Raw genomic sequence first — 14,190 nt, 5'->3', positions numbered from 1 at the left:
TGATTATTAATTCACTTAAAAAATAAAAAGATGAAACATACAGCAGGGCCTTACAGGCTATGGATTCTCGGCTTTTTACTGCTTATTGTATTAGCAGAGATAGCATGGAGCTGGAAAAACGACAAACGGGCATACGAGATTAAGGAAACATTCTCCAATCTGGCGGTACTGGCAGGATTCCAATTTTCAAAGGTATTATTTGCCGGATATCAATTGGCGATACTTGGCTTCTTTACCGCATTGGTACCGTTTACCCTTCCCCGCAACGGCTGGGTATTTTTACTAACCTTTATTACAACCGATTTTATTTACTACTGGTTTCACCGGGTCTCGCACATCTGGAAACCGCTTTGGGCCTTTCATATGGTGCACCATTCAGCTATGCACATGAACCTTACGGCCGCCTATCGTCTAAACTGGCTTTCGGCAATAATAAGCCCGTTATTTTTTATCCCCGCAGCAATATTGGGCATGCCGGTAGATTATATAGTGATCTGTTATGCACTCAACCTGGTTTACCAATTCTTTTTACATACTGAGGCCGTAGGCAAACTGGGTGTGTTTGAGGGAATAATAGATACGCCATCGGCACATCGGGTACATCACGGGAGCAACCCTGTTTACATCGATAAAAACTTTGGAGGCGTACTTATTATCTGGGATAAATTATTTGGAACCTATCAGCCCGAAACCGAAAAGGTTAATTACGGACTGACCAGCGGCTCAATGGGTTACAATCCCTTTAAGCTTGTCTTTAAAGGCTTTACAGACTTGTTTACAGGAAAAATGAAGCTCAAAAGTTAGTTCACCCCCGCTTTGGGACGTTTCACCTTTTGGCTTTAAACCCATGGTTTGTACAGGCGTTTAACAATAAAAACTAAAAAACAATTAAATCAAACAAATTATTAAAAAGATGAAAAACATGTTTATTACCTCAAAAACGTTGTTCGCTGTATTAATTGCAGCAGGACTAACCTTTAGTGCCACAAGTTGCAAAAAAGACAGCAGCACCTCCACAACTGATACTGTAACCGAGGCCGACGCAGCAGAACTGACCACCGATGCTGTATCCCCCGAAACAGGCGGCATGACTGCACAACTTAGCAGCTCGGTAACTATTGAAAAAACGGTGGCCTTATCCTGTGGTGTGCAAAAAGATTCAACAATTATTAAGTCGAGCGCCACAGGAGCATCTCCAATCTATAATTATAATTTAAGTTGGAATTACATATTAACCTGCAATGGATTAATTCCAAGTCAGCTTGCATTCAATTTCAGTGGCACCGGCAGTTATGACGGCCCCCGCCTTTCATCAACAGATAAAAGTAACGGCTCATTTACGCTTACCGGTTTGCAGGCTGCATCTTCACAATACCTATTCAGTTCTACTTACTCACGTACAGGAACCACCGTATCTAAAATTGCAAGGCAGTATACTTTTACGAGCGACATAAAAATCACTTCCTCAAACATCGCGATTGACAAGGTTACACAACAAATTGTTTCAGGAACCGGAACCGTTGTTATCAAAGCCACTTCAAGTTCCGGAAAAACGTTTAACTTTACCGGAACCCTTACATTTTTGGGTGGTAAAAAAGCAACGGTTGTATTAAACAGTGGCGCTACTTATACCATACAATGGTCGTAAATTTTGGATAACAATATGAAACAGAGCAATAAATACGTAGCTGCGTTAATTATCGTACTAGTTAACGTACTAACTGTAACCAGCTTAATGGCGCAAACCAACATGGCCGATTTAAAAAATGCTACGCCTGACCAACGCGCTGCATTTCAAACAAATATGATGAAGACCAAATTGAAGCTCGATTCGCCGCAGGTAACCAAAGTGCAGGCCATCAACTTAAAATATGCCCAAAAAATGGAGCCCATTTTAAAAGGCAGCGATGGCCGAATGTCGAAGGCAAGGCAAGCTATGGCTTTACAAAAACAAAAAGATGGCGAATTGCAATCTGTTTTTACAAAAGATCAGTTTCAACAATACCAGGAGTTTGAACAGGAAATGAAAAGCAAATTGATGAGTCATATGGGCAGCAACTAGCATCATGTACTATTAATGGCTAGTCCTTATCATTAATGTGGTAAGGACTTTTTTATTTATAATTCTATTATACCGTTAAAACTTTTTTCTTGTTTATTCCTTATAATCATAGCTATTCGTCCTAAATTACAATGAAGATCCTCTTGTCTTACAAGTTATTGATTTTACTTGTTGCAATTTTTCTACTGTCCCCGTTGTCAACAAGGGCTTACTCTGTATTAACGCATGAGGCACTTATTGATGCAAGCTGGAACAAAAACATTAAACCCCTGCTCCAGCTTAAGTTCCCTAACGCAACTGATGATGATTTAAAAAAAGCCCATGCTTATGCATATGGAGGTTGCTTACTTGCAGATATGGGCTATTTCCCTTTTGGAAGCGTATACTTTACAAACTTATCACATTATGTTCGAAGCGGGGATTTCGTTGAGAACCTGCTCTCTGAATCAGAAAATATTAATGAATACGCATTTGCACTTGGCTCACTTTGTCATTACATGGCTGATAAATACGGACATTCTATAGGGACCAATCATGCAGTTCCACTAGTTTATCCAAAGGATAAGGATAAATTTGGCGATGTTGCCACTTACGAGGAGGATCGCATTGCACACAGCAGGGTTGAATTATCATTTGATGTTTTAGAAACAGCCAGGGGAAACTATGCGCCGGAAGCCTACCACGATTTTATAGGATTTGACGTTGCCAAACCAGTACTTGAACGCGCATTTTTAAAAACTTATGGCGAGGATATAAATAACGTTTTTGACGATCTTGACCTTGCCATTTCAACATACAGGTGGTCAGTTAAAAATTTAATGCCTACGGTTACGCGTGCAGCCTGGAAGTTAAGAAAAGAGGAGATCCTAAAATCGAACCCAAGCGCTAACAGCCATTCCTTTCACTATAAAATGAAAAAGAAGGCGTACATTAAAGAGTTTGGTTCCTCCCGCCGCAGGCCAAAGTTCGGCGAACGGGTTTGGGAATTTATAATAAGCATACTGCCAAAGGTTGGGCCGTTGAAAGCACTTAAATTTAAAGACCCCGGTCCGAAGGGGGAAGAATTGTTCATTCGCAGCTTTGATACGGTGCTGGTTCACTATCATATTGCACTCGCCGCCTTAAAATCCGGACGGCTGGATCTTCCGGATGTTGACTACGATACTGGCAAACCCACCAGGATCGGCGAATACGAGCTTGCTGATAAAACTTACGGAACCCTTGTTGAGCGGCTGCAGGATACGAAATTCAATAACCTTACAACGCCGTTAAAGAATAATATTCTTAAATTTTACAACAAGGTTGATACCGCAGCATTTGCGCAAAAAGAGCCAAAGGACTGGAAGAAAACTTATACCGCGCTGCAAGCAATCAAAGCCGCGAATACCGTTGTTGTTGATAGCCTGAAAACCGCAAAAGGGTTAAACTACAAACTAAATGAGCCGGTTACGAAACCAGCAGGAAGTCAATAAAGACTTCTTTCGAATCTTAACCTCCGGTCTCTAATTACTATAACTACTTCAGATATTTATTATACCAGGCAACATACCTTGTGAGCCTGTCAACCTGGTAACTTGGTACAGTGATTTCATGAAAGGTATTAGGGTAAAGAATTAATTCGGTTGGGATATTTTGTGATTTTAGCGCCATGTACATTTGTTCACTGCCAGCTGTGGGTACGTTAAAGTCCTTCAATCCCGACATAAACATCACCGGCGTCTTTATCTTATCAGCATGAAAAAACGGATAGGATAATTTTATCCATTTGTCCTGGCTCTTCCATGGCGGGCCTAGCTCGTTCTCGTACTGTAAAACATATTCATCGCTGCCGTACATGCTGGTTTGCAGGGCACTGCCCGCGCCGGCTATTCCAGCCTTAAAACGGGTATCAGTGGCTATGGTGTAGTCTGTTAATATTGCTCCGTAGCTCCATCCACCAATCCCCAGGTGATCAGGATCCGCAATTCCCCGTTTTATTAATTCATCAACAGCCCCTAAAAGATCTTTTACCTCCTTATTTCCCCAGTCAGCATTTATCGCTTTTATATAATTAAGGCCCCTGCCATAGCTTCCCCTATAATTCACAGCTGCAACCGCGTACCCGGCACAAGCTAATGTTTGCCGTTCTTCGTCAAAGGAATATTCGTCCTGCCAAACGGGGCCGCCGTGAATATAAAGGACAAAGGGTGATTTTTTTGAATGGGTGCTGTCCTGCGTATAAATCAACCCTGATACCGAAGTTCCATCCTTGCTTTTCGAATTAAAGCCCTCAACGTGTGCCAGCTTTAAGCTATCCAACCAATCCTGGTGATGTGTTAACTGTTGCAGTTTGCCGCCGTCAACGGTGTATAATTCAATTGGCCTGTATGGGGTACTTAATTCTACTACCCATTTATTGGTCATAAGGGGTACAATGTTTGAAATAACATATTTTCCGCTGTTTACCGTATTTATTTTCTTTGTGCCGATGTCATAGCTTGCAAGATAAATCCTGCGGTCGTCGCTAACCAAAAAAGCGAGATTTTTACTATCCTTACTCCAGGTTGGTACTGTTACCGGTCTGTCAACTTGTAATGTTAAAGCAGTACTCTCGCTGCCGTCTGCATTCATTATACAAAGCACATCCTGATCATACATGGTGTAGGTAACATCGGTTGTTGACCGTAGATAAGCAATAAATTTACCATCTGGACTCCATTTGGGGCTTAGATCGTGTCCGCTCCAATTGGTAAGTTTTGCTACACTGCTACCCGGCTTTGCTTCAATGGTAAAAATATCATCGTTATCATTTCGTTCCGGATCAGCGGTCCGGTTACTTACAAAAGCTACCCGGGTTCCGTCAGGCGACCATTCGGCCATCTTTTCATCTGTGTTCCCTTTCGTTAATGTATCCAGTTTTTTTTCTTCGATATTAAAAAGGTATAAGTGCGTATACTGGTGCACCAGGTAACCCTCAATATCCTGTTTGTAATGATACCTGTCTATTCTTATCGGTAATGGATTTTTAGGTTCTTCTTTCGCTTTGGCTTCCGGATCCTGGATCGTCAGTAGTAATTGTTTTGAATCGGGCGACCATGAATAATCGTTTAAATCCCCCTTAATATCGGTTAACTTTTTAGCCTCCCCACCCCTTCTGTCGAGTAGCCAAACCTGTGCACCATTCTTTGAGTTTCGTGACGATAAAAATGCCAGGTATTTTCCATCGGGGCTCCAACGGGCATTGTTTGCGGAATCCGCTCCATGTGTAAGCTCTATTGATTCGTCGCTTACGAGGCTGCGCATCCACAAGTGCGAAATGCGGGCATCCTTCGCTGTGTCAACCGTAGAAAGACTGTACACTACCCATTTATCATCCGGCGATACCCTGGGTTCGCTCAACGCCTTTATTTTCAGGAAATCGGACGGTTTGAATGGAGGCTTAACTGTCTGAGCAAATGCCAGGCTCAGGCAAAACGGAACGGCTAACAGAATACTTTTTTTCATTGTGAGATTAATAGCAGCAGGTAATTTACAAATGTTTATTTATAATTTTAAGTTTATAGCCTGTTGTCTATAACAAGAATACAAGCCATAAAAAAACCGGGAAGTAATGTCCCGGTTTTTTTATGCTAGTTAATATTACTCTGCCCCATAACCCGGGTTTTGTTTGAGTTTTGGATTTGCATTAATATCCTGTTTCGGAATCGGAAAAACCAGCTTATTGGAGTTATAAGGAACGGCTCCAATTGGCGATTGCTGAATCCTTTTCCCATCATGTAAAAAGAAACCGCCTTCAAAAGCCAACTCTCGGATCCTTTCATCCAGTATGGATTTGGAATCCGCCAACTGAGTGGGGGCATCAACATTAACAGCGGTCAACGGTGTCGCCTTGGCTCGTGCGCGGATAGTGTTTACGTCTGCAAGAGGTGTGGCACCGATAGAGGAACCATTACGGAAATTTGATTCGGCCCTTATTAAATAAAGTTCTGCCAATCTAATTACGTGCACATTGCCAATAGAATTGTCAAATTTACGACACCTGAATGTGGTCGTATTATCGGTCGGATCATCGTACTGATAAAGTGCAGCTCGGGTGTCTGTCGCGCCATAGATATCTGTAAAATTGTCATTTACGTGAATATCTCCACGACCAGCATAAGTTTTTGACGCGTAATAGGTATTAAGTGAATTAGTGCCTTGTTGTGAAGTTACCTGTATAGCAAATACATCTTCGGGTGTATTGTCAATATGTACCGGGTTTACACCTCCGGGGTTAGGAAATTCAGCAGCATAATTTGTATTCAATTCGAAAGCCCCGGAAGCAATTACCGTATTTGCTTCTGTCGCAGCTTTAGCGTAGTTTCCTTGTTGCAGATATAACCGTGCTAATATTGCCGCCGCTGAATATTTAGTGGCGTAAAAACTATTGGTTTCAGGCATTTTTGCTTCTGCATCAGTAAGATCTGCTATAGCTTGCGCATATGTTGCAGCAACCGTTGCTCTCGCTACATAAGAGTCAGGACCAAGCGCAACCGTAGGCGTTAATACAATTGGGACACCCGGGTTAGTATTCGGATCGCCGTCATTCCAATCCTTTCCGAAAAGCCTGGCAAGGTCAAAATAAACCAAGCCGCGCAAAAATTTAGCCTCCCCTTCCGTACGATCTTTATCTCCCGAAGCAACCTTCGATAAATTGGCCAATACATTATTGGTTTGGTTGATCACCTGGTAAGCATCCTGCCATGTGCCCGAAACAAAAGTATTGTCAATTAATATTGCCTGGTCCGCCATTTGTGTTAAGCCCTGGAATGTTCCGTTAAAACTTACATCTGTTTGCGTAGCCATTAAATCGGGGTAAACAAATACACCTCCTCCGTATAGATCGGATAAACCCATCCTGTTATATGCGCCTACAAGCGTGCTTTGCACGTCCTGCGCTGTTAATATGGCCTTGTTTTGGTCGATTGACTGGTGGGGATTCAGATCAAGCTGCTTATTGCATGCACTAAACATCAATAATGCACCCAGCGCTCCTATATATATATTGTTAAATTTTTTCATTGTCTTACTCTTTAAATTATAATCCAACATTTAAACCAAATGTAATGGTACGGGGTTGCGGCGCCGAATAGAAGTCGTTCGACAGGTTAATATTGGTTGCCTGAAAATCGGCATTAACCTCAGGATCCCATCCTTTGTATTTGGTTATTAAAAACAGGTTATAAGCGTTCATGAATATCCGCACCTTATCTATCTTCACCTTTTTTAACAAATCCGGCGAAAATGTGTAGCCAAGTGTCACAGTTTTTAAACGAACATAGGACCCGCTCGATAAATACCTGCTTGATGGATCGGTACCATTTGCATAAAATTGACGTGGTTCGGGCACCTGGGTTATATCACCTGGTTTATTCCAATAATTTAACTGATCTAGGGTTTGATTATCCAGCCCGTTGCTTGCAGATGAGCTCATATACTGGCCTGCGGCATTGTAAATTTTGTTACCGAACGCACCATAAAAAGTAAACGACAGATCAAAACCCATATAGTTAAACGTATTGGTAATGCCACCCGTATACCTTGGTGTAGGGTTACCTAACGGAACTTCAGTTGCCTTGTTAGGATCGTTGGTTGTAGCCCTGTTTCGTGTTCCATCTGCTTGTATGTTATTCAGGTAATATAAAGCGTCGCCATTCTTAGGATCGGCACCAGCAAATTCGTGCCCGTAAAACACGCCTATTTCCTGGCCCTCAATTACACGGTTTAAGTCCGCGCCATCATCTATAATCTGGCCATTGGTGTAAGTCACCTTGTTTAGGTTGTACGAAACGTTAAAACTGGTATTCCATTTAAATTTCCCCACAAAATTGTCTGACGCCAGTGTTAACTCGAAGCCCCTGTTATATAATTTGCCGAGATTTTGAGTTTGAAAAGCGATCCCCATTGTCTCAGGGATATTAACATTTAACAACAGATCACGGGTATTCTTTTTGTAATAATCAAAAGTACCTGAAAAACGGTTATTGAAAAACCCAAAATCAACGCCTAAGTCAAGCTGTGCAGTTTTCTCCCATTTAAGATTAGGATTTGCCAATTGTGTAAATCGCTGCCCTGCAAGTCCATTATAACCAGCACTGGTAAATAGACCCAGGGATGAATAATCGCCAATTTCAGCATTACCAGTTAACCCATAGCTCGCTCTCAATTTTAGTTCACTTAGCGATTGCCAGTTTTTTAGAAAACTTTCCTGGCTCATCATCCAGCCAACGGAAGCTGCAGGAAATACCCCGTAGCGGTTATTGGCACCAAACCTTGATGATGCATCATCGCGAACACTGGCAGATAACAAATATTTGCTTTTAAATGCGTAATTGGCCCTGGCAAAATATGATACGAAACTATATTCAGACTGAGTAGATGAACCGCCTGATATTAACGCTGCTGACGCCACCTTTTTATAAGAATCCGATGGAAATTGCTTGCCCTGTACATCATTCCCCAAAAGGTTGCTGTATTCATAACTTGTACCACCGGTGATATCCAATGAATGGTCCTGGCTAAAGATATTTTTATAGGTGATAAAGTTGTTTACCGTATAGTGCACTATCGAGGTATTTGTATTCTCACCAAATCCATTAGGCGTTCCAGTATCAGCTGCAGTCAGGCTGTTGAAATAGCTATCTTCATTTTGATTGGTTTGGTCAATACCAAATTCCGAACGGAACGTTAAATGTTTTACTATGTCCCAATTTGCAAAAACGTTACCCAGCGTGCGGTATACATTGGTATGGTAGTAAGCATTTTTCACGTTGATCAGCGCATTATAATACAATGGATAAGATCCATCATGATCTCCCGGAGGCGTACCGCTTATCAATCCTGTACGCGGGTCGATTACCGGGGTTATCGGCGAAAGAGCAACGATTTGTAATGGCGTTGAGAACTGGTCATCATTACTCAAACGCTGGTTATAGCTGTGGGTAAAATTCAGGTTCATGCCTACGTCAAGATTTGAAAACACTTTGGTGTCGATATTAACCCTGCCGCTATATCGTTGAAACTTATTTCCCTTTAGAATACCGGTTTGATTAAGCGCCTGCATCCCTATAAAATAGGTTGTTTTATCACTTCCGCCAGATACGTTTAGGTCATACTGCTGCTGAGGGGCACTTTGAAAAGCCTGCTTCTCCCAGTCAGTATTGGTTTGGTTCCATTTCGAATTACCTGCCGCTAAAAATGTGAAATAGCTGTCATCGTTTTCATAAGCAAGCGCATCGGCCATCGTATCAAAATATCCGTTTAATACATCCTGGGTCGCTGCCCCTACTACCGCGCGCTGTTCAATTTTAAGCCATTGATCGCTATTTAAAAACTGGCGATGACGTGATGGCGCGCTTGATCCGAATTGTGCGTTAAAGTTAATCTTAGCATTGCCCGTTTTTCCTTTTTTGGTGGTGATTAATACAACACCGTTTGATGCACGCGCACCATATATTGCTGTAGCGGCCGCATCTTTTAAGATCTGATATGATTCGATATCATTGAAGTTGATGTCGGCGAGTGGATTTGATGTGGCTCCATTGCTCGACAAGTCGGTCTGGTTAACAATTATTCCATCAATAACTACCAGGGGCTGCGTACCCGCAGATATTGAAGATTGTCCCCTAATACTAATAGTTATACCCTGCCCAAGCTTTCCGCCTTGCGCCTGTATGTTTACACCAGCCGCCTTTCCCTGCAATGCCTGTTCAAACGTGGTAACCGGTGTTTCCGCCACGTCCTTTCCGGATACCGATGCTATTGAACCGGTCAACGAACCGCGCTTTTGGGTACCATAACCTACAACCACCACCTCGGTAAGCTGTTTAGGGTCCGTTTCTAATTGTGCATCCAGCGTGTTGCCGGTTATCGGCAGGTCGGATTCTTTGTACCCGATATATTTAAACACCAGCGTTTTTGTACCTGCCGGTACAGTTAAAGAATATAAACCATTTAAGTCTGTTTGTGTGCCGGCTGGTGCGGCTCCTTTGGTGGTCACCGTTACCCCAGGTAATGGTGATCCGTCTTTTTGGTCAGTTACTTTACCCTTTATCGCACGGCTTTGTCCGTAAGCAAGTGAAAAACAGAAAAATAAAAGAAAAAAAGAGAGTAGGTTTTTCTTCATATATAGTTAATTATTGTTTTAAAAGGTAACGGAATTGTAATTTACCAATAAAATGGTCGTTTAACAATAAAATTTTTAATTTTTTTTCTTAAACGTTAAGAATTTTGCACAATGACTATTAAATCTATATATATAGATACCTATTAAATAGTGTTTAGGTTGCCAACAGGCATATTTTTATTTAGGTGGCATTTACGAGAACTCATTGATTATTAACCCGCAGAAAATATTATCATAAAAAAGCCGTGGAAATTTGTTCTAAAACATATTTCCACGGCACCATTTATTCCTTGCCAAACCTATTTATTAAAGGCTAATCTCACCCCGTCTAAAAATCCTTCACGTTATCATTCGGCATCCGATCGATTAGTTTATTATAAGGATCAATCCCAGCCCTTACCGGTTTACCTGCTACAACAATCATAATTTTGTGCTCACCAGCCGTGAGTTTATATTTTTTAAGATACAGCGGATTTACCTGTGTTTGACCAGTTTTATTTTTTGTTTCAGCGGCAAACACGCCTATATCTATATAATCATTCATCGGCGCATCCACATAATTGCCTTTACCCTTGATGTGCGATTTTGCTGTGCTAACGTCTAAGGTTACCTTATATTTATTGTTACCCAGCGGCGCGGCATTTACAGTTATTACGCGATTATTATAAAAGGTGATCTTTTCCCAGGTATCGGTTAAATAATATTGTACAGAATCAGGCGTATGCTTTTTAAGGTATCTATACAGATCGGTACTTCCTGCATAAGGCGGTTCCTTTTTAAATGCGTATTCATTCTTAAATTCCTTCAGGGCGGCATTCATATTATCGTCACCTATCAAATCGCGCAAACCATATAAAGCGTTGCCTGCCTTGTTTTCCCACTCAAACCATTCGTTAGCTCTCATAAGCGGGTGTTCAGCTTCTTCTGTCCTACTGTGCATGAAAAGATACCCCCACATTTGGTCAACCAGCAGGTTGCGCATATTATTTTTGCCATAACGTTTTTCGGCCATTACATACGCATCATATTTCGCAAGTCCTTCAGGTATCACCAGTGAGCCGACGGTATTATTAGGCGCAACCTGGAACCGCCACCACTGCTGCGCTAATTGCTGGGTTGCCATGTAGTAACAATAGTCAAACTGATCAGTGTCTTCAAAGTCTGCGTTCCACCCCAGCCGCTCTCCGTAAGTATCAAGCGATGTCATGGACATAGATCGTGAGCTATACACACCGGTTTCGGCCAGGCTCATGGTTTTAAATGGATAATTACCATAAACACCGGAATAATACTTCAATCCATCCTTAAATGCATTCATAAAGCGGCCGATATTTGCGTCGTGTTTCTGGTGATAGTAAATATTAACATCAACACTCTTACCGCTGTCAATCTTTGCAACATCGTGCAACACGGCGTACCTGGCACTTGAAATTCCGAAAGGCGGATATAGCCCCGGTTTATCCTGTACATAGTGGAAATAATTACGGCCATTAGCCTTCCATTGTTTCTGCAGTTCACCGGGCGCTATCGCTGTTTGATCGCCCGATGTGCTCACGGTAAGATCGAGCTTAAAAAGCATGGCGGGCTTACCTGCCTTAAGCCTGTTTATTCCTTCGGGATCATTCAGTGCTACCTCTTCTTCTATTTTCGGCGGCAGGTTATTTTTTTTTCGCTCATACGGGCTATACAGTTCGTCATCATCATCATAGCCTAAACCAGGTAATCCGCTTGAATAGAATGTGCCATTTCTTAATATATTGGCACTGTAAAGGTCGTTGCCGAACCCATTGTAGAACACCGCGGAGTTTATTTCAACTACGATGGAGTCACCTGGCATAATGGCCCTATTAAATTGATAAAGCCTGAAATCGGATGAGTCTTGCTTTGGCTTGAAAAAATCCAGTTTTCCGCGCGGGTAGATTAACGGCACAGTGTAGGGAATTGCCGTGCCACCAGCCTTTAGACCGTATTCTGTTAATCCGTCTGCGTCAAGCAGCATTCTACTAATCGGTTTATTTGTTTTGTTTAACAAAGTAACAAAGCCGTGCGTTTGAGCGCGTTGCTGATCCGGAAAAAGATCAACAACCAGTTTCATGGCGCTTACCTTGGGTAGCGGCAAGCTGTCGAAATGTTTTAACTTCCTTTCGTACAATACTGCCCTTTGGTCGTTTTCTGAGTTAGTAAGGTAATTATTGAGATAACTTACGTTATAGTAAATAAATGAACCGACCGCCAAAAAGCATACCAACACAACAACAGCTATAATTCGGGTTTTGGTGTCAAAACGTTCCTTTACCAGTTGTAGCCGTTCTTTAAAGGTTGATGATACCCCCCGGTAATAAAACAGGGCGGCCAATATGATTAACAGACCTGCAGCCAGTTGCCAGTATAAATTAAACCAGGCCACCGGACCGGCCATATGGCCAATACCGTCCATATCCGAGATCTGGTATCCCGGAGTATACGAATACAGTAATGGGTTGTAATTAAATATCGAAGTTATATGCAAAAAGTATACAACCACCCAAATTGCAATACCTATGCCATGCGCAGCAAATTTATTATTCACAACAACATGGATAACGTACGCAAAAGCCACCATCTCTAAAAACTGCGGCAGTATCAATGTAAAAACAGCCCCAAGATAAACTGTGAGGTGAAGCTGTGTGTAGCCTTTCACCAATTGGATTACAATACCCAATACCATTGGTACAAATGACAGGCCCAAAGCAAGTATCATCAAACTTAGCAGCTTTGATCCGTTTAAAACCCAGTTAGGTGCCGGCAGCGAATCGTTTATAAATGCGTAACGGGTAATTCGGTCGCGATGGACAGTTTCACCAGTATAAAATATAATGATAAAGAAGATGAAGAATAAAAAGACCTCGTTGAAAATTGACAACATCGATACAGTCCGTGGGAAATCAGGGATGCCATAGTTGTTATCGCTTCCCATATAAAATACAAAGCCGAGAAAAACCAGTCCGCACGACATAATTATCCAGAAGTAATTGTCTCGGATAATATTCAGCAACTCCGTCCTGGTAAGGCTAAATATTGTTTTAATATTATATGAACCTGCAAAACTGGTGGCAACCGTTGGTCTTGTTGCGTTGCGATTGACCTTAACTTCATCCTTCAAATTGCTTTTATCGCGCTTACCGCTAAAAAAGTCCTCGAAGTTGAATCTTATATAAGTAAAAATCAAAAGCGCGATGCTTATTGCAGGCCACAGGAATCGGTTCAACAATAATGACCCATTAAACATGATCATGGTAGTGTTTCTTACCTCATCATTAGCTGCATGGTCTTGCCCGCGGATGCCGTTAAAGGCAAAAGGATCGGCCAGGTTTATCACATCCTGGTTATTGGTGTGGGCCAAAAAAAACTGTGCGATCAAATAGCCTAAAAACAGCACTAATCCGCTACTGTAAATCACCTTTATATTTCGCGTAATTGCTACCAGGCCATAAAATATTGATGATGTGAAAACAAGGTTTGGGAGACCTATAACAAAAAACGGCTGCAAATAATATTTTAAAAGATTCGGGCCATATCTCGCCGCCGGATTCTGGCCTGTTAAAGGGCCAAGCTTGGTTCCAGCGAAAACCCCAAGAAGAACCGCGCTGCCTATAATCAATACAAATAATAAGGAGCTAAAGTATCGTCCCCAGAAATAACCGAACTTGGTTATGGGATAGGTTAGATAATAATCCTTTGTATTATATTCTATATCCTTGTATAGGGGCATCCCCATAATGGCGGAAGTTACCACCATCATCATAATAGAGATCCAGCCCATTGCAAACGCTATCAGCATAGGGCTGTTAATGTGCTCCTTTTCGCCTACAGGCAGCGCTCCGAACGTAAACGACAGCGTGATAAAAATAAATGCAGCCGCAAAGTAAACATAAACCGCAGGCCGTCTGAGCTTGTTTTGAAGCTCGAAAATGAATATTTTCCAGAACATAATCGGTTGATTTTT

At 41.9% G+C, this 14,190-nt stretch carries 8 protein-coding genes; 4 read left to right on the top strand and 4 right to left on the bottom strand.

Going from position 1 to position 14,190, the window contains the following annotated elements:
* Positions 1–30: 30 nt before the first annotated feature.
* From KXD93_RS01435 to KXD93_RS01420, 4 genes are all read left to right on the top strand, one after another.
* Complete coding sequence (locus tag KXD93_RS01435; protein ID WP_258135076.1) at positions 31–804, top strand: sterol desaturase family protein; 774 nt, start codon at positions 31–33, stop codon at positions 802–804.
* A gap of 109 nt (positions 805–913) precedes the next feature.
* Positions 914–1,648 (top strand): hypothetical protein, encoded by a 735-nt coding sequence (locus KXD93_RS01430; protein WP_258135075.1) that lies wholly within the window; start codon positions 914–916, stop codon positions 1,646–1,648.
* A gap of 15 nt (positions 1,649–1,663) precedes the next feature.
* Complete coding sequence (locus KXD93_RS01425) at positions 1,664–2,062, top strand: DUF4890 domain-containing protein (RefSeq protein ID WP_258135074.1); 399 nt, start codon at positions 1,664–1,666, stop codon at positions 2,060–2,062.
* 131 nt (positions 2,063–2,193) lie between these two features.
* Positions 2,194–3,534: a zinc dependent phospholipase C family protein gene (locus KXD93_RS01420; protein ID WP_258135073.1), complete on the top strand. Its 1,341-nt coding sequence runs from the start codon at positions 2,194–2,196 to the stop codon at positions 3,532–3,534.
* A 43-nt stretch (positions 3,535–3,577) separates the two neighbouring features.
* Here the strand turns inward: KXD93_RS01420 and KXD93_RS01415 are convergent, their stop codons facing one another.
* The 4 genes from KXD93_RS01415 to KXD93_RS01400 all read right to left on the bottom strand — a co-directional run bounded on the left by KXD93_RS01415 (position 3,578) and on the right by KXD93_RS01400 (position 14,175).
* Complete coding sequence (locus KXD93_RS01415; RefSeq protein WP_258135072.1) at positions 3,578–5,545, bottom strand: S9 family peptidase; 1,968 nt, start codon at positions 5,543–5,545, stop codon at positions 3,578–3,580.
* 135 nt (positions 5,546–5,680) lie between these two features.
* Positions 5,681–7,102: a RagB/SusD family nutrient uptake outer membrane protein gene (locus tag KXD93_RS01410; RefSeq protein ID WP_258135071.1), complete on the bottom strand. Its 1,422-nt coding sequence runs from the start codon at positions 7,100–7,102 to the stop codon at positions 5,681–5,683.
* A gap of 16 nt (positions 7,103–7,118) precedes the next feature.
* The gene (locus tag KXD93_RS01405; protein ID WP_258135070.1) at positions 7,119–10,205 is read right to left on the bottom strand and encodes a SusC/RagA family TonB-linked outer membrane protein; all 3,087 of its coding nucleotides are present in this window, start codon (positions 10,203–10,205) and stop codon (positions 7,119–7,121) included.
* Between the two features lie 328 nt (positions 10,206–10,533).
* A complete protein-coding gene (locus KXD93_RS01400; protein ID WP_258135069.1) occupies positions 10,534–14,175 on the bottom strand; it encodes an ABC transporter permease/M1 family aminopeptidase in 3,642 nt (1,213 codons plus the stop codon).
* Positions 14,176–14,190 lie beyond the last annotated feature (15 nt).

Origin of the sequence: Mucilaginibacter phenanthrenivorans, assembly GCF_024721155.1 — a bacterium.
Classification (GTDB): Bacteria; Bacteroidota; Bacteroidia; order Sphingobacteriales; family Sphingobacteriaceae; genus Mucilaginibacter; species Mucilaginibacter phenanthrenivorans.
Note: the sequence above shows the minus strand (reverse complement) of the source record. Positions and strands in the feature narration are given on the sequence as shown.